Source organism: Zoogloea sp. (assembly GCF_028689785.1).
In the GTDB taxonomy this organism is placed as follows: Bacteria; Pseudomonadota; Gammaproteobacteria; order Burkholderiales; family Rhodocyclaceae; genus Zoogloea.
This window is the reverse complement of sequence record NZ_JAQVCN010000040.1, coordinates 1-16,924: the sequence shown is the minus strand read 5'-3', so window position 1 is coordinate 16,924 and position 16,924 is coordinate 1. Positions and strand designations below refer to the sequence as shown.

The 16,924-nt window shown below is 62.6% G+C and carries 18 protein-coding genes and 1 pseudogene; 11 read left to right on the top strand and 8 right to left on the bottom strand.

Annotation, left to right across the window (positions count from 1 at the left end; all coding sequences use genetic code 11):
- Positions 1-56: 56 nt before the first annotated feature.
- The 4 genes from pssA to PHI64_RS15920 form a co-directional block, all read right to left on the bottom strand.
- Entirely contained in the window at positions 57-845 is a 789-nt protein-coding gene (gene pssA / locus PHI64_RS15935) for a CDP-diacylglycerol--serine O-phosphatidyltransferase (protein ID WP_299884628.1), read from the bottom strand.
- A 111-nt stretch (positions 846-956) separates the two neighbouring features.
- Positions 957-1,973: a ketol-acid reductoisomerase gene (ilvC, locus tag PHI64_RS15930; RefSeq protein ID WP_299884625.1), complete on the bottom strand. Its 1,017-nt coding sequence runs from the start codon at positions 1,971-1,973 to the stop codon at positions 957-959.
- A gap of 73 nt (positions 1,974-2,046) precedes the next feature.
- Positions 2,047-2,538, bottom strand: a complete 492-nt coding sequence (gene ilvN, locus PHI64_RS15925) for an acetolactate synthase small subunit (protein WP_299884684.1) — start codon at positions 2,536-2,538, stop codon at positions 2,047-2,049.
- Between the two features lie 111 nt (positions 2,539-2,649).
- A complete protein-coding gene (locus PHI64_RS15920) occupies positions 2,650-4,359 on the bottom strand; it encodes an acetolactate synthase 3 catalytic subunit (RefSeq protein ID WP_299884622.1) in 1,710 nt (569 codons plus the stop codon).
- Positions 4,360-4,418: 59 nt separating this feature from the next.
- Between PHI64_RS15920 and PHI64_RS15915 the strand changes: the two genes are divergently transcribed.
- The 4 genes from PHI64_RS15915 to PHI64_RS15900 are packed head-to-tail and all read left to right on the top strand — an operon-like array spanning position 4,419 to position 6,556.
- Positions 4,419-5,081 carry an RNA polymerase sigma factor gene (locus PHI64_RS15915; protein ID WP_299884620.1) on the top strand — a complete coding sequence of 221 codons (663 nt, stop codon included), beginning with the start codon at positions 4,419-4,421 and terminating at the stop codon, positions 5,079-5,081.
- Positions 5,078-5,452 (top strand): DUF3619 family protein, encoded by a 375-nt coding sequence (locus tag PHI64_RS15910; RefSeq protein ID WP_299884617.1) that lies wholly within the window; start codon positions 5,078-5,080, stop codon positions 5,450-5,452. Before PHI64_RS15915 ends, PHI64_RS15910 begins: the two co-directional genes overlap by 4 nt.
- Positions 5,425-6,069: a DUF3106 domain-containing protein gene (locus PHI64_RS15905; RefSeq protein WP_299884615.1), complete on the top strand. Its 645-nt coding sequence runs from the start codon at positions 5,425-5,427 to the stop codon at positions 6,067-6,069. Before PHI64_RS15910 ends, PHI64_RS15905 begins: the two co-directional genes overlap by 28 nt.
- 10 nt (positions 6,070-6,079) lie before the next feature.
- A complete protein-coding gene (locus PHI64_RS15900; protein ID WP_299884612.1) occupies positions 6,080-6,556 on the top strand; it encodes an RDD family protein in 477 nt (158 codons plus the stop codon).
- Between the two features lie 7 nt (positions 6,557-6,563).
- Here the strand turns inward: PHI64_RS15900 and lptG are convergent, their stop codons facing one another.
- Both lptG and lptF read right to left on the bottom strand, forming a co-directional pair.
- On the bottom strand, positions 6,564-7,640 hold the full coding sequence (gene lptG / locus PHI64_RS15895; RefSeq protein WP_299884609.1) for an LPS export ABC transporter permease LptG: 1,077 nt from the start codon (positions 7,638-7,640) through the stop codon (positions 6,564-6,566).
- On the bottom strand, positions 7,640-8,716 hold the full coding sequence (lptF, locus tag PHI64_RS15890) for an LPS export ABC transporter permease LptF (RefSeq protein WP_299884606.1): 1,077 nt from the start codon (positions 8,714-8,716) through the stop codon (positions 7,640-7,642). The genes lptG and lptF overlap by 1 nt, the downstream gene beginning before the upstream one ends.
- A gap of 107 nt (positions 8,717-8,823) precedes the next feature.
- On the opposite strand from lptF, the gene PHI64_RS15885 reads away from it, so the two are divergent.
- The 4 genes from PHI64_RS15885 (at position 8,824) to PHI64_RS15870 (ending at position 14,174) form a co-directional block, all read left to right on the top strand.
- The gene (locus PHI64_RS15885; protein ID WP_299884603.1) at positions 8,824-10,311 is read left to right on the top strand and encodes a leucyl aminopeptidase; all 1,488 of its coding nucleotides are present in this window, start codon (positions 8,824-8,826) and stop codon (positions 10,309-10,311) included.
- Between the two features lie 10 nt (positions 10,312-10,321).
- Entirely contained in the window at positions 10,322-10,756 is a 435-nt protein-coding gene (locus PHI64_RS15880; RefSeq protein WP_299884600.1) for a DNA polymerase III subunit chi, read from the top strand.
- Positions 10,753-11,202: a hypothetical protein gene (locus PHI64_RS15875; RefSeq protein WP_299884597.1), complete on the top strand. Its 450-nt coding sequence runs from the start codon at positions 10,753-10,755 to the stop codon at positions 11,200-11,202. Before PHI64_RS15880 ends, PHI64_RS15875 begins: the two co-directional genes overlap by 4 nt.
- Positions 11,203-11,297: 95 nt before the next feature.
- Entirely contained in the window at positions 11,298-14,174 is a 2,877-nt protein-coding gene (locus tag PHI64_RS15870; RefSeq protein WP_299884594.1) for a valine--tRNA ligase, read from the top strand.
- A gap of 235 nt (positions 14,175-14,409) precedes the next feature.
- Here the strand turns inward: PHI64_RS15870 and PHI64_RS15865 are convergent.
- Positions 14,410-14,559, bottom strand: a pseudogene (locus tag PHI64_RS15865) (transposase); the annotation flags it as partial.
- 203 nt (positions 14,560-14,762) lie between these two features.
- Positions 14,763-14,993 (bottom strand): sulfurtransferase TusA family protein, encoded by a 231-nt coding sequence (locus PHI64_RS15860; protein ID WP_299884591.1) that lies wholly within the window; start codon positions 14,991-14,993, stop codon positions 14,763-14,765.
- A gap of 212 nt (positions 14,994-15,205) precedes the next feature.
- Between PHI64_RS15860 and PHI64_RS15855 the strand changes: the two genes are divergently transcribed.
- Genes PHI64_RS15855 through PHI64_RS15845 form a run of 3 tightly spaced genes read left to right on the top strand, consistent with a single transcriptional unit; the run spans position 15,206 to position 16,778 of the window.
- On the top strand, positions 15,206-15,559 hold the full coding sequence (locus PHI64_RS15855; protein WP_296564112.1) for a roadblock/LC7 domain-containing protein: 354 nt from the start codon (positions 15,206-15,208) through the stop codon (positions 15,557-15,559).
- Between the two features lie 8 nt (positions 15,560-15,567).
- Positions 15,568-16,035 (top strand): PAS domain-containing protein, encoded by a 468-nt coding sequence (locus PHI64_RS15850; protein ID WP_299884587.1) that lies wholly within the window; start codon positions 15,568-15,570, stop codon positions 16,033-16,035.
- Positions 16,032-16,778, top strand: coding sequence for a phosphate/phosphite/phosphonate ABC transporter substrate-binding protein (locus tag PHI64_RS15845; RefSeq protein WP_299884584.1), 747 nt, complete (start codon positions 16,032-16,034; stop codon positions 16,776-16,778). Before PHI64_RS15850 ends, PHI64_RS15845 begins: the two co-directional genes overlap by 4 nt.
- Positions 16,779-16,924 lie beyond the last annotated feature (146 nt).

Below are 16,924 nucleotides of genomic sequence, written 5' to 3'. Positions count from 1 at the left end.
CGGGCTCCGGACGCACCCCGACTGCACCGGGCAGACGGCGGATGCGGGGCCTTGGACTATAAATCAGACTTTTCCGACGCTGCAACCGAAGCACTGCGCCGACGCCCCTTCAGCCAGGCCCACGCCCCCAGCACGTAGCCGGAAACGGCATAGCAGAGGAAAAGGCCGAACAGAACTCCCGGCGGATAGCTGGAGACCAGCAGGAAGCCGAGAACAAAGGCAATGATGACGATGAAGGGCACGCTGCGACGCAGATTGATCTCTTTGCCGCTATAGAACAGCACGTTACTGACCATGGAGATGCCGGCAAAGATGGTGAGCGCACAGCCATACCAGCGCACATCAGGCCCGGCAATGCCATTGTCGATCATGACCCACACCAGCCCAGCGACCAGCGCCGCCGCTGCCGGGCTGGGCAAACCCTGGAAATAGCGCTTGTCGATGACATCGATGTTGGTATTGAAACGGGCCAACCGCAAGGCGGCACCGGCACAGTATATGAACGCGGCCATCCAGCCGAGCTTGCCCATGCCCTTGAGCGCCCATTCGTACATGATCAATGCAGGTGCAGCGCCGAAGGACACCATATCGGACAGGGAATCGTATTCGGCTCCAAAGGCGCTCTGGGTACGTGTCAGGCGGGCAACCCGACCGTCCAGACCATCCAGCACCATTGCGATGAAGATGGCAACTGCCGCTTGCTCGAACAGCCCGTTCATGGCCTGCACGATGGCGTAGAAGCCGGCAAACAGGGCGGCCGTGGTAAAAAGGTTGGGAAGAATGTAGATGCCCTTGCGACGCCGTTCCGGGTTGAGCAGGGGCTTGCGCGATTGCAGATCGGCCATGGAGGGGACGATGGGTGAAGTCGAACGCGATTGTAACGCAGGACAACGCCCCAGACCCGAAAACGACACGGGGGACTTTCGTCCCCCGTGCGCGCTTCAAGTCAGGTGCGATCAGTTCTTGGACTGGTCAACCAGCTTGTTGGCCTTGATCCACGGCATCATGTCACGCAGCTGGGCACCGACGGTCTCGATCGGGTGCACGGCGTTCAGACGACGACGGGCGGTCATGGACGGGTAGTTGGTGCGGCCTTCCTGAATGAACATCTTGGCGTATTCGCCAGTCTGGATGCGCTTCAGGGCTTCGCGCATGGCGTAGCGGGACTCTTCGTTGATGACCTCCGGGCCGGTCACGTACTCACCATACTCCGCATTGTTGGAGATGGAGTAGTTCATGTTGGCGATACCGCCTTCGTACATCAGATCGACGATCAGCTTCAGCTCGTGCAGACACTCGAAGTAAGCCATTTCGGGGGCGTAACCGGCTTCGGTCAGGGTCTCGAAACCCATCTTGACCAGCTCGACCGCACCGCCACAGAGAACAGCCTGCTCACCAAACAGGTCGGTTTCGGTTTCTTCGCGGAAGTTGGTCTCGATAACGCCACCCTTGGTGCCGCCGTTGGCAGCAGCGTAGGACAGGGCGATGTCACGGGCCTTGCCGGACTTGTCCTGGTACACAGCGATCAAGGACGGCACGCCGCCACCCTTCAGGTACTCGGAGCGTACGGTGTGGCCGGGGCCCTTGGGCGCAACCATGATCACATCCAGATCGGCGCGGGGCACAACCTGGTTGTAATGCACATTGAAGCCGTGAGCGAAGGCCAGCACGCCACCCTGCTTGATGTTGGGCTCGACATCATTCTTGTAAACATCGGGGATGTTCTCGTCCGGCAGCAGGATCATGACCACGTCGGCGGCGCGAACGGCTTCAGCCACTTCGGCAACCTTCAGGCCAGCCCCTTCGGCCTTGGCCCAGGAGGCACCGCTCTTGCGCAGGCCGACCGTCACATTGACGCCGGAGTCGCGCAGGTTCTGGGCGTGGGCGTGGCCCTGGGAGCCATAACCGACGATGGTGACCTGCTTCCCCTCGATCAGGGAGAGGTCCGCATCCTTATCGTAATAAACCTTCATTTCATGCCTTTCTGACAAAAGAGGAGCAAATCACGGGACGGCTCGGACGTCGGCGTCCGGACCATGCCCCGCATCAAACTTTCAGAACCCGGTCACCACGGCCTACGCCACAGATTCCGGAGCGAACGGTTTCGAGAATCAAGCCCGCTTCGATCGCACCGACAAAGGAATCAAGCTTGGCCTGATTTCCTGTCAGCTCGATCACGTAGCTGGTATCAGTCACATCGATGATACGGCCCCGGAAGATGTCAGCCATACGCTTCACTTCCTCCCGGTCCTTGCCCGTAGCCCGCACCTTGACCAGCATCAGCTCGCGCTCGATATGGGCGGATTCGGACAGGTCGACCACCTTGACCACCTCGACCAGCTTGTTTAGGTGCTTGGTGATCTGCTCGACGACGTCGTCCGACCCCGTGGTGACGATCGTCATGCGGGACAGCGATGCATCTTCGGTCGGGGCCACCGTGAGCGATTCGATATTGTAGCCGCGCGCGGAAAACAGGCCGGAAACGCGCGATAGCGCCCCGGATTCATTCTCGATGAGAAGGGAGATGACGTGTCTCATAGGCGTTGTATTCTGGATGACCATCAGCCCGCGCAACCATGCGGCGTCGAGCATCTGTGATGATTCGGGAAGCCGCTGCAGGCCTTTTCCCACAGCAAGCATCCCGGCAGGTCAGAGGTCCTCGGCCGACAGGATCATGTCTGTCAACCCTTTGCCGCCCTGAACCATGGGATAAACGTTCTCGGTGGCATCAACCTGAAAATCGAGGAACACCAGATCGTTCTTCTGCTTGAAAGCCTCCCGCAGCGCACCCTCCACATCCCCCGGCTTGTCGACACGCAGGCCAACATGACCATAGGCCGCAGCAAGCTTCGAGAAGTCGGGCAAGGCATCCATGTAGGATTCGGAGTAACGATTGCCGTGGAACAGCTCCTGCCACTGACGCACCATGCCGAGGTAGCCATTGTTGAGCAGAATGACCTTGATGGGCAGGCGGAACTGCTTGCAGGTGGACAGTTCCTGGATGTTCATCTGGATAGAGCCTTCGCCGGTGACACAGGCGACGGGCGAGCCCGGATGCGCCAGCTGGACACCCATGGCAGCAGGCAGGCCGAAGCCCATGGTACCCAGGCCACCAGAATTCACCCAGCGACGCGGCTTGTCGAACTTGTAGTACTGGGCAGCCCACATCTGATGCTGGCCCACGTCGGATGTCACGAAAGCGTCGCCGCCGGTGACTTCCCAAAGTTTCTGGATAACGTACTGGGGCTTGATCAGCCCTTCACCCTGGGAAAACTTCAGGCAGTCGCGACGACGCCATTCATCAATCTGCTTCCACCAGCCGCCCAGGGACTCCTGATCGGGCTTTTCGGCCGTACTGTCAAGAAGCGCCAGCAACTCGCCAAGGACCTCGCCCACATCACCGACGATGGGCACATCGACCTTGACGCGCTTGGAGATGGAAGACGGATCAATATCGATATGAATGATCTTTCTCGGCTCGGACGCAAAGTGCGCAGGGCTGCCGATCACCCGGTCATCGAAGCGGGCGCCCACGGCAAGCAGGACATCGCAGTAATGCATGCCCATATTGGCTTCGTAGTTGCCATGCATGCCCAGCATGCCGAGGGACTGCCGGTCGGTTGCCGGGTAGCCTCCCAAACCCATAAGCGTGTTGGTACAGGGGAAACCGAGCTTGCGCACCAGCGCCGTCAGCTTGTCGGCGGCGTCGCCGAGAACTACGCCACCACCCGCATAGACCATGGGGCGCTTAGCCTCCAAGAGCAGTTGCAGGGCTTTCTTGATCTGACCGTGATGCCCCTTGACCGTCGGGCTATATGAGCGCATCGACACCGTTTGCGGGTAGACGAATTCGCACTTCTGGGCGGTGATGTCCTTCGGGATATCCACCAAAACCGGGCCGGGCCGGCCGGTTTTCGCCAGGTAGAAGGCTTTCTTGATCGTCTCCGCGATATCACGCACATCACGCACAAGGAAATTGTGCTTGACGCAGGGGCGGGTGATACCGACCGTATCCACTTCCTGAAAGGCATCCTGGCCGATAGCTGCGGAGGGCACCTGACCGGAGATGACCACCATCGGAATCGAGTCACAGAACGCCGTGGCGATACCCGTGACCGCGTTGGTCGCGCCCGGCCCGGAGGTCACCAGCGCAACCCCCACCTTCTCGGTGGAGCGCGCGTATCCATCTGCGGCGTGAATGGCCGCCTGCTCGTGGCGAACCAGGACGTGACGGACCTTGTCCTGCTTGAAGAGCTCGTCGTAGATGTACAGGACGGCGCCACCTGGATAGCCGAAAAGATAATCGACCTTTTCTTCCTGGAGGCACCTGATTACAATTTCTGCACCGGTAATGACCATCACTGCACCCGAGCTATATCGGCGATGTAAAACGTTGAACCATACCGCCGACCCGGCGATTGGTCAAGGCGCACCGTATCGGTGCCCCCTCTCCTGCCACAGCACCACCAACCGACGACCTCCGGGAACACCCTACCCGGATCACCGAGGATCATCCCCTGCCATCCCGTCTCGAACTATCGGATTTCCTCGCCAGCGTCGAAAAACGGGCCTTCAAGCAAGCCTTGTTCGCAGTCCGCAACGAAGAGTCTGCTCTCGACATCGTGCAGGACTCAATGATGCGCCTCGCCGAGAAGTACGGGGACAAGCCCCTCGCCGAACTTCCCATGCTGTTCCAGCGCATCCTGCAGAACGCCATCCGGGATCACTACCGCCGCCAGAAGGTTCGCAACATGTGGACCACCCTGCTGTCAGCCTTCTCTGGACCAGAAGACGACGAGCACGACCCTCTCGACACGCTTGAATCCGCAGACGGCGACCACAAAAGCGAGTCCCCGCAGACTCAGCTGGAACAACGCCAGACGCTAGGCGCCATAGAAAGGGAAATCGAAAAGCTCCCTGCCCGTCAACGCGAAGCCTTCCTGATGCGTTACTGGGAAGAAATGGACATCGCTGAAACTGCAGCGGCAATGGGATGCTCTGAGGGCAGCGTGAAGACACATTGCTCGCGTGCCACGCACACTCTTGCCGCTGCACTTGCTGCAAAAGGTATCAAACCATGAACGAACAGGACTTCCAACTCCGGCTCCGCCAGCACCTTAACGTGTCTGCGCGCAACGTTTCCACCCCGGTTGCCGACCGCCTGCTTCAGGCCCGTCAGCGCGCCCTCTCCCGACAGAAGAAGACGGTGCGAAAGCTCAGCTTGGCCGGGCTTGGCCAAACCTTCTCCGAGCACATCCTGCCCCAGGGTCGTACCACGCTGGCCATGATACTGGTCATTCTTGCCGCCCTGGGCAGCGGTTTCCTGGGTGAATGGCAGCGCGCCGCCGACCTTGAAGAAGTCGATAGCGCACTGCTCGCCGACGACCTCCCGATAGACGCTTACCTGGATCGCGGATTCGACGCATGGGTTCAAAACGACTCACCGGACTGATCTCCGCCTTCGTTGTCGCCTGCTCTGCCCAGGCACTGGCCACCCCCCCTATCACGGCACCGGCCTGGAAGGATCTGTCACCGGATCAGCAACGCACCCTTGCCCCCCTTGCGAGCGAATGGAAGGATCTTCCTGACGACAGAAGGCGCAAATGGGTGGGGATTGCTGATCGTTTCCCGGGTTACACCCCCGAGGAGCAGTCACGCCTGCAACGACGGATGGAAACATGGTTTTCCCTTACTCCTGAACAGCGAACCACGGCACGGGATCAATACCGCAACCTGCAGCGTATCGCCCCTGAAAAGCGGGAGGTCCTTCGGGAGAAGTGGAACGCCTATCAGGAACTCCCCAGCGAGGAAAAGAGCCGCTTCAAGGAAGCAGCGGCCAAACCGCCAGTCAAGCCACCCCGCACAAAGACCGCTGCCACACCGCTCAAACCATTGACGGAACAGCCACCACCGCGTGTCATCGTGCCACGCAAGCATGTCGTGGCCGCTCCGCCCCCCGCCCCGGAGCCCGCTGCACCGCTCATCCCAGCCCCTGCCCCGCCTCACACTCCTACCGAGGAAGTAGGCACGCCCGCCGGCCAGACCGTCGCCGCGGGCATCAAACCCTGACTTGAGTCTCATGCCCTCAAAAGCCAATGCAAACGGGGGGCTGTCTGCCCGCCGCCAGACAGTCGAACTCGCCGGTCTGCGCCGCCGACTCGCCAGCATGCTCTACGAGTCGCTGCTGTTGCTTGGAGTCCTAGCACTAACCTTCATGGTGCCCTTGCTCGTCCTCGGCATCGGCACTGACTACACCCCCAGAGGCGGCGTGCTCTGGATCTACATCTTCGCCGTACTCGGGATGTACTTTCTTTGGTACTGGCGCCGCGGCGGACAGACCCTGGCCATGCAGACCTGGAAATTGCGCATCGTCAACAGCGACGGCAAGCCCGTCTCCTTGCGCCAGGGCTGGATCAGATACGCTCTAGCGTGGCCTTCAGTGCTGTTTTTCGGCGCCGGAGTGATCTGGGCCCTTATCGACAAAGACCGACAGTTTTTGCACGACCGGCTGGCGGGCACGCGCATCGTGCTGCTGCCCGCGTCCACCTTGGCATGAACACCCGCTAGCGACGCTCCACCCACCACATCATGCCCATCGCCGCCAACAGGAAGGCGATGCTAGGCGTGAGCGCAGCCACCGCCGGCACCCAGCCATTGATGACACCCAGGTTGGAGAAGAGGCCGTTCAGAAGGTGGAATCCGACCCCGATCATGATCCCGGAGAACACCTTCAGGCTGACTCCACCCATGCGTGTCTGCATGTAGCCGAAGGGCAATGCCAGCCCCATCATGACGAGCGCTGCAAACGGGTAGGCCAGCTTCTTCCACAGCGCGATCTCGTAGCGGGTGGTGCGCTGCTTGTTCTCTTCCAGGTGACGGATGTAGGAATACAGCGTGGTCACCGACATCCGCTCGGGCACGACCATCAACACAGACAGCACATCCGGCGTCAACTCGGAACGCCACACCAACTCCGGCAACTTGAGGATCTCAGTGCGCTCCCCGAGAAAAACGGTCTTTCCAACCCCTTTCAAACGCCATCCAGCCCCCTCCTGATAGGCACCGGACTCCGCCTCACTGATGGACACGAGGGCTGCGCGATCATCGAACTCGTAGATGCGCACGCCTTGCAGCGAGGTATCCGGAAGGATGCTGCGGACATTTACAAACAGGTTGCCGTCCCGGACCCACAGCCCGGTCCGCAATTCCTGGGACACCATCGAGCGGGTCGCAGCCAGACGCCACTGCTGGGCGGCTCGCTCGGCCGGGGGTGCCAGATACTCGCCAAACACAAAGGTCAGCAGCACGAAAACACTACCCACGGATAGCAAGGCCAGCAGAAAACGCCGGGTCGACAAGCCCGAAGCCCGCAGCACGGTGATTTCGGAATGACGGGCGAGGGTTGTCAGCGCATACAGGCTGCCGATCAGCACAGCGATGGGCATGAGTTCATACACCCGGCCCGGCATGATCATCGCCACATAGATGGCCGCATGGTGCAGGGCGTAACCGTTCTTGCCGACCTCATCAAGCTCATTGACCAGATCGAAGAAGGCAAAAAGCCCGAGAAAGGCCAACAGCACCAAGGCTACTGCAGCGTAGATCTCGCGACTGATATAGCGGATATAGACAGGGATCATCAGCCTCTCCGCCACCGGGCAAACACGCTCAGGCGCTTGTAGAACAGGATGGCCAGCACGCCCAGCATGATCAGATGAGGCGCCAGCAGACCCACCTCGAAACGCAGTCGCCCCTGGCCAACCCACGCCTGACACACGCTGAGGGCGTTGCTGTAGATAAGGTAAACCAGCACCGCCAGAATCAGGTTATTGGTGCGGCCAGCACGGGGATTCACGAAAGAAAGGGGAATAGCCAGCAGGGCCAGCATGATAGCCAGCACAGGCGTGCTGATGCGGCCAAGCAGCTCGCCCTGATTGCGCTTGTCGGGGTTCTTGAGCAGCGCCGGCAGGGTCAGGGTCTTGGGCTGGCGCGGCCCGCCACTGACCTCCTTGGACTCCATACGGATCTGGTAACGCTCGAACTCCATGACCCGGTAACTGGGCGTACCGGGTGTCCCCTCGTAACGCCGGCCATTCTCCAGCACCACAAAACGATTACCCGAGGCATCCACCTCCATGTGCCCCTGGGCCGCCACCATCACTCCAAGGCGCCCGTTCTGCATGCTGCTGGCAAAAACGTTACGAACGCGCCCCTCGTCTCCTGACAAAGCCTCGACGAAAAACACCCGCTCGCCCCCGGAAGATTCACGAAACATGCCGGGCGCAACCCGGGATACATCATCCCGGTTGTTGAGTTGCTCCTTGTACTCGACGCTCTTTTTCTGGGCCCAGGGCGCCACAAATAGCGACATGGCGGCGATGAGCACCACCACCGGCACCGAAAACCGCAGCACCGGCCGCATCCATGCGGTCAGCGGCAGGCCACTGGAAAACCACACCACCATCTCGGAATCCCGGTAGCTACGGGACAAGGACATCAGGATCGCAATGAACACCGTGAGCGACAACACCACCGGCATCTGGGCAATGGCACCGAAGCCGATCAAGGCCAGCACCGCATCGGCGGGCACCCGTCCCCCAGCGGCCTGCCCGAGCAGCCGGATGAGAACGGTGGAAATCAGGATGGCGAACAAGGCCACAAAGACCGCCACGGCGTTCTGCGTGAATTCGCGCTGGGCGGCTCGGAGAAAAATCATGCGGAGGAAGTGATCGCGCCGGGGAAAGGCCTTTTTGACGTCTGCCGGGGTGCCGGCCATAATGTGCCGCAAAGTCCCAATTGACGCGTGTTTCCAAGGAGAAGCGGGTGGAATTTACCATAAAGGCCGGGTCGCCGGAAAAACTCAAGAACGGCTGCGTGGTGGCAGGCGTGTTTGCCGGCGGTGAGCTGAGCGCAGCCGCAAAGGCCCTCGACAAGGCCTCGGACGGCGCCATTGCGGCCATCCTCGCCCGGGGCGATCTGGACGACAAGCTCGGTGCCAGCCTCACTCTTCACGCCCTTCCCGGCCTGGCCACGCCGCGCGTGCTGCTGGTCAGCCTGGGCAAGGCCGGCGAACTCACCGACAAGACTTATCGCGACGCGGTGTCGGCGGCCGCCCGCCAGTTGGCCGCCTCCCCCGCCGACGACGCTGCCTTTTGCCTGGCCGACGTGGATCTTCCCGGCCGCGACGACGCCTGGCGCATTGCCCAGGCCACCCAGATCCTCAAGGACAACACTTACCGCTGCGACGAGCTGAAATCAAAAAAGGACGAATCAAAGAAGGGTGTCAAGAAGCTCGCCTTCATCACCCGCAGCAAGCACCCCGCTGACCTCGATGCCGCCCTGCGTGACGGCGAGGCGATCGCCGATGGCATGGCCCTGGCGAAGACCCTCGGCAACCTCCCCGGCAACGTCTGCACCCCTGGCTATCTGGCCACCACCGCCAAAAAGCTCGCCAAGGAGCACAAGATCAAGGTCGAGATCCTTGAACGTGCCGACATGGAAAAGCTCGGCATGGGCTCCCTGCTCTCCGTGGCCCAAGGTTCCCACGAACCGCCCAAGTTCATCATTCTCAACTACAAAGGCGGCAAGCCGAAGGACAAGCCGGTCGTGCTGGTGGGCAAGGGCATCACCTTCGACACCGGCGGCATCTCCCTCAAGCCCGGCGAAGGCATGGACGAGATGAAGTACGACATGTGCGGTGCTGCCAGTGTGTTGGGGACCTTCAAGGCCATTGCACGGATGGAGTTGCCCATCAACGTCGTAGGCCTGATCCCCACCACCGAGAACATGCCTGGCGGCTCGGCCGTCAAGCCTGGCGACATCGTCACCTCCATGTCCGGCCAGACCATCGAGATCCTCAACACCGATGCTGAAGGCCGCCTGATCCTGTGCGATGCCCTCACCTACGCCGAGCGCTTCGACCCGGTGGCGGTGGTGGACATCGCCACCCTCACCGGCGCTTGCATCATCGCCCTGGGCAACCTCACCTCGGGTCTGCTGGCCAACGACGACGCCCTCGCGGCCGAGTTGCTGGCCTCGGGCCAGGCGGCCGGCGACAAGGCCTGGCAGCTGCCCCTGTGGGATGAATACCAGGACATGCTCAAGAGCAACTTCGCCGACATCCCCAACATCGGCACCAAGGGCGCGGGCACCATCACCGCCGCATGCTTCCTGGCCCGTTTCACCAAAGCCTACAAGTGGGCACACCTGGACATTGCCGGCACCGCCTGGAAGTCCGGCGGCGACAAGGGCGCCACCGGCCGCCCGGTGCCGCTGCTGACCCGCTTCCTGATGAACCGGGCCGGACGCTGAAACGCCAACCGTGAGCACCGAGATCCGCTTCTACCACAATGCGCCAGACCGCCTTCGGGTGGCCTGCGTGCTCGCGGCCAAGGCCGAAGCCAACGGGCGGCGGGTCTCGGTGTTCGCGCCGGAAAGCCACGTTGCCCGGCATTTCGACCAGATGCTGTGGGGGTTTCAGCCCCTGGCCTTCGTACCCCATGTGGCGGTGGATTCACCGCTGGCCGCCGAAACCCCGGTGGTCATCGGTAGCCGGCTCGACGCCCTTCCCCACCAAGACGTACTGATCAACCTGGGTGACGAGTTGCCCGATGGCTTCAGCCGCTTCGACCTTGTCATCGAAATCGTCGGCCCCACCGACGAAGAGCGCCAGGCCGCCCGTGGCCGCTACCGGCGCTACAAGCAACAGGGCCTGCCGCTCAGCGCCCACGATCTCGCCCAACGGAGCGGCGAATGAACACCTCCCACAAGCCCGAATTCGAGATCTCTCTGGAAGACGACGAAGCCGAAGCATCGCAGCACAGACTGGCGGTGCCTGAAAGCGGCGATAGCGACGACCTGCCGGTGCTGACCGACGTGGTGGACGAGCGGATCGAGCCCTTCATCGGCGACAGCGAGCCGATCATCCTTGAGGCTGTCGAGCCCGAGCCCGAGCCCGAACTTCAGCCCCCCGTGCTCGCGCCCGCCCCCGATCTCGCCGGGCGGATCGTCGAACTCGACATCGCCATTAAGCGCCTGATCGAGGACTGGGTCGCCACCGAACTCCCCCAACTTGTCTCCCGGGAGCTTGACGATCTGGCCGAGCGCCTCCGGGTAAAAGCAGTCACCCAACTGCAGCACAGCCTGCTACCGCTCATCTCTGCCGAGATCGCCAGCCGCCTCGACAACGATTCCGAGGCCTGAACTCACCCTTTCCCCCCCTCCTCCGCCAAGTCTTCCCGACGGGCGGGGCGGGGGCATCCGTTATAATCCGCGTTTTGCCTTCAAAGACAGACCCCATGGAACTGGCCAAGAGTTTCGAGCCGGCGGAGATTGAACGCCGCTGGTATGAGCACTGGGAATCGAGCGGCTACTTTGCCGCCGGTCTCGACCGCAGCAAGCCTGCCGATCAATCCTTCTGCATCCTGCTGCCGCCGCCCAACGTCACCGGGACCCTGCACATGGGTCACGGTTTCAACCAGACCATCATGGACGCGCTCACCCGCTACCACCGGATGCGCGGCTGGAACACCCTGTGGCAGCCTGGCACCGACCACGCCGGCATCGCCACCCAGATCGTCGTTGAACGCCAGCTGGACGCCCAGGGCGTCTCCCGTCACGACCTCGGCCGCGAGAAGTTCCTCGAGAAGGTCTGGGAATGGAAGGAGTACTCCGGCGGCACCATCACCCAGCAAATGCGCCGCATGGGCACCAGCCCCGACTGGAGCCGCGAGCGCTTCACCATGGACGCGGGTCTCAACAAGGTGGTCACCGAGACCTTCGTGCGCCTCTACAACGAAGGCCTGATCTACCGCGGCAAGCGTCTGGTCAACTGGGACCCGAAACTGCACACCGCCGTGTCCGACCTGGAAGTCGTCCAGGAAGAAGAAGACGGCTTCATGTGGCACCTGAGCTATCCGCTGGCCGATGGCAGCGGCAGCCTCACCGTGGCCACCACCCGGCCTGAGACCATGCTCGGCGACACCGCCGTGATGGTGCACCCGGAAGACGAGCGCTACGCCCACCTGATCGGCAAGACGGTTCGTCTGCCGCTGGTCGATCGCGAGATCCCCATCATTGCCGACGAGTACGTCGACCGTGAATTCGGCACCGGCGTGGTCAAGGTCACCCCGGCCCACGACTTCAACGACTACGCCGTCGGCCTGCGCCACGGCCTGCCGATGATCATCGTGCTGACCCTCGAAGGTACTGTGCCTGCCCAGGGCAGCGTGGTCACTCAGGGTCAGGTCAGCGGCTCCGTGACGCTGCCCGTCAGCCTCGCCGGCCTGGATCGCTTCGAGGCCCGCAAGCAGGTGGTGGCCCAGTTCGAGGCCCTCGGCCTGCTCGGCGAGGTCAAGCCCCACAAGCTCCAGGTGCCCCGTGGCGACCGCACCGGCGTGGTCATCGAGCCGATGCTCACCGACCAGTGGTTCGTGGCCATGTCCAAACCCGGTGAAGACGGCAAGTCCATCACCGAAAAGGCGCTCGAAGTCGTCTCCTCGGGCGAGATCGAGTTCGTGCCCGGCAACTGGGTCAACACCTACAACCAGTGGCTCAACAACATTCAGGACTGGTGCATCTCCCGCCAGCTGTGGTGGGGCCATCAGATCCCCGCCTGGTACGGCGACAACGGCGAGACCTTCGTCGCCCACAGCGAGGACGAAGCCCGCGCCCTGGCCGAAAAGGCCGGCTACACCGGCGCCCTCAGCCGCGATCCGGACGTGCTCGATACCTGGTATTCGTCCGCCCTGTGGCCCTTCTCCACCCTCGACTGGACCCCGGACTACCCGGCCCAGTCCAATGACGCGCTGGATCTCTACCTGCCGTCCACCGTGCTCGTCACCGGCTTCGACATCATCTTCTTCTGGGTGGCGCGCATGGTCATGATGACCAAGCACATCACCGGCAAGATCCCCTTCAAGCACGTCTATGTGCACGGCCTCATCCGCGACGCCGAAGGCGCCAAGATGTCCAAGTCGAAGGGCAACGTGCTCGACCCCATCGACCTGATCGACGGCATCGGCATCGACGCCCTGGTGGCCAAGCGCACCACCGGCCTGATGAACCCCAAGCAGGCGGCCAGCATCGAGAAGAAGACCCGCAAGGAATTCCCGGAAGGCATCCCCGCCTTCGGCACCGACGCCCTGCGCTTCACCTTCGCCAGCCTGGCCAGCCCCGGCCGCGACATCAAGTTCGACATGAGCCGCTGCGAGGGCTACCGCAACTTCTGCAACAAGCTGTGGAACGCCACCCGCTTCGTGCTGATGAACGTCCAGGGCCACGACCTGGGCCTTGAGCACAAGCAGGACGGCCCCAGCTGCGGCGGCAACGGCCCCCTCGACTTCTCCTTTGCCGACCGCTGGATCGTCAGCCGCCTGCAGCGCGTCGAAGCCGAGATCGCCCAGCACTTCACCGAGTACCGTTTCGACCTCGTCTCCAAGACCGTCTATGAGTTCATCTGGGACGAGTACTGCGACTGGTATCTGGAGCTCGCCAAGGTCCAGATCAACACGGGCAACGAAGCCCAGCAGCGTGGCACCCGCCGCACCCTGATCCGCGTCCTGGAGACCATCCTGCGCCTGGCCCACCCGCTGATCCCCTTCGTTACCGAAGAGCTGTGGCAGACCGTCGCCCCGCTGGCCGGCCGCAAGGACGTGGACAGCCTGTGCCTGGCCCGCTACCCCGAAGCCGACCTGGGCCGCATCGACGAGAAGAGCGAAGCCGACGTGGCCGAACTCAAGAGTCTGATCTACGCCTGCCGCAACCTGCGCGGCGAGATGAACATCTCTCCCGCCCAACGCATGCCTCTTGTGGCCAGCGGCAATGCCGAGCGCCTGAGCAAGTTCGCCCCCTACATCGCCGGCCTCGCCAAGCTGTCCGAGGTCCAGGTGGTGGAGGAGATCAGCAGCGAAGAACTGGCACCGGTCGCCATCGTTGGCGAGCAGCGCCTGATGCTCAAGGTGGAGATCGACATCGCCGCCGAGCGCGAGCGCATTGCCAAGGAGATCGCCCGCATCGAAGGCGAGATCACCAAGGCCAACGCCAAGCTCTCCAATGAGAGCTTCGTTGCCCGTGCCCCCGCCGCCGTGGTGGCCCAGGAAAAGGATCGCCTGGCCAGCTTCAGCGCCACCCTCGACAAGCTCAAGCCCCAGCTGGCCAAGCTCTCCGAACGCTGACCCCGGCGCGAGCCTGCAAAAAAAGGGGAGCCATCCGGCCCCCCACAGACTGCTGACGAACCCCCGGTTTTTCCGGGGGTTCGTGCTTTCTGAAGCCCTCTCCGACGACAGGAAACGCCCGGTAGCGGCCTGAGCCCGTGGCGCTCATCTGGAGAAAGAGGAGATGTTGGCCGCGTAGAGCGCTTGTGAGGGCGTGGTAAAGCCGGAATTTCGGGCCAAAAAGGGCTGCCGCCCGGCGGGTCAGCAGCAGGGCGATCTTCTTCATGTTCTGACAGGCGGCCGAGAGCAGGCATTGGGCTTGAACCTTGGCCAGTCCGCGAAAGCGGGCGTAGCGATGCCCATGCAACTCTTTGGCGTCGGCAAAGCTACGTTCAACGGTTCCCTTGCATGGCGCGTAGAGGTAGCAGTCGGTCTGCGGATCGTAGGCGTACTCGCGTTTGTGGAAGCACCCCTCCCGGTGGCTGGGGCGACAGCAGGCCTGAGCATGCCGATATTATAAAAAACAAGCCCCCGGCGGGCGGGGCCTTGGGGCTTTATCAGCAATCTGGGGAGCCATCCGGCTCCCTTTTTTCACACATCCATACCCGCCTACTTGCGGCGCAGGAAGAACTCGAAAGCCTTGTCTGGCAACTCGGCCTGGGACATCAGCTCGTTGCCCGTCTGCCGGGCAAAGGCGGCGAAATCCTTGGATGAGCCCGGGTCCGTCGCCAGCACGTGCAGGATCTGCCCGGGCTGCATCTCCGCCAGCGCCTTCTTGGCGCGCAGGATGGGCAGCGGGCAGTTCAGGCCGCGGGCATCCACTTCCTTGTCAAAATCCATCTTACAGCTCCGTCCTCGAAGGCAATCAGCCCCGGATTCTACCCGCAGCCATCCCGCCCCGATACTGCCGGTGCCGCGCCCGCCCCACCCTAAACCCCGGGCCTTATGTGAAATAATGACGCCCCGACACCCCCGTGACACCCCCGGTCGACACACCGCAAGGCAGTTCGTCCGGCCCCTCTCCAGCAAGGTACAGCACGATGCGCGCAAACATGCTTCAAACCGTTCTCAACGACCTCAACGGCACGTCAGCGGATATCGAGGCCTCAGCCATCATCTCGTCCGACGGCCTGATGATGGCGGCCCTGCTTCCCAACACGGTGGACGAGGACCGGGTCGGAGCGATGAGCGCGGCAATGCTCTCCCTCGGTGACCGCACCGCCAGGGAACTGTCCCGGGGCGCCCTCGACCAGGTTCTGATCAAAGGTGAAAAAGGCTACGTACTGATGGTTCAGGCTGGCGCCGACGCCGTGCTGACGGTCATGGCCAAGCCCAATGCCAAGCTTGGCCTCGTGTTTCTCGACGTACGACGGGCCGCCGATGCCATCGGCCGCATCCTCGGTTGAGCGTGATCATGGAGGACGTGCATCCTTCCCCCGGCACCACCCACGTCCTCATCCATTCCGACGGGACCACCCGCCAGGTCCACGTCACAGACATTGAAACGCCTTACCCCCACGGCAAGCTGATCGTCTCGCGAACGGACACCCGGGGCATCATCACCCAGTGCAATCCATCCTTCGTGGACATGTCGGGCTACACCCACGACGAGCTCATTGGGCAACCTCACTACATTCTTCGCCACCCGGACATGCCAGCGGCAACCTTCCAGGCGCTTTGGAGCACCGTTCGGGCCGGGCGTCAGTGGAACGGCTACGTCAAGAACCTGCGCAAAGACGGCGGACACTACTGGGTCTATGCCACGGTGGTCCCCAACATTCGAGACGGCTGCGTCGTCGGCTACACTTCCGTCCGACGTGAACCCTCCCGTGATCGGGTCATCGCCGCCGAAGCCCAGTACCGGGAAATGCGCCGGCCATGAGCTTCAACTTCACGGTCAGCCCGAGCTTTCCCAACGAGCGCATCTCCGACTGGTACATCTTCAACACCTGGCTGCAACGCCAGCTCGGGCTTCCCATCCACCTGGAGCTCCACGACAACTTCGGAGCCCAGCGACAGGCCATCGCCGCGGGCCGGGTAGACATGATCTACGCCAACCCCTTCGATGCCGCCCTGCTGGTCCGGGATAAGGGCTTCCAGGCCATCGCACGCCCCGAGGGCAACGCTGACGAGATGGTCGTCGTGGTAGCTGCTGACAGCCCGGCCCACAGCATCCCCGAACTCCCCGCGGGCATTCGCCTCGCCTGCACCGATGACCCCTGCGTCAACACCCTGGGGCGCATCCTGCTTGAACCAGCCAATCTGGAGGCCGGCAACACCCGCGAACTCCGCCGGGAGACCTACATCCAGGTGACCAAGGCCCTGCTCCGGGGCGACGCCGACGCCGGCTTCCTGCCGGTCGAGGCCTTCAACGGCCTGTCACCCCTGGTACGTCGGGATCTGCGAGTACTGGTCACCAGCCAGATCCAGGTCATCCACCACGTTTTCCTGGTCGGCCCGGCGCTGCTGCCCCATGCAGAAGCCATCGCCCGGCAGCTCCTGTCCATGCACCAGACCGAGAAGGAGCGTGCCATGCTCGCAGCCCTCGGCGCCAGCCGCTGGCAGGCCCTGGAACAGGAAGACGTGGAGTTCATGATCGACATCCTCTCCACCCTCACCTCGTGACCCCCTTCCTCAAAGACGCGGACGACCCCGGACGCATCCGACGCCCCGCCCCGCCCGCAGCCTTCGGGCTGCCCGTGCGTACCCTGGGCATCGCCACCCACTGGCACAGCCCGGCCACGGGGGCACTGCTTGCCGCCGAGGTAGCG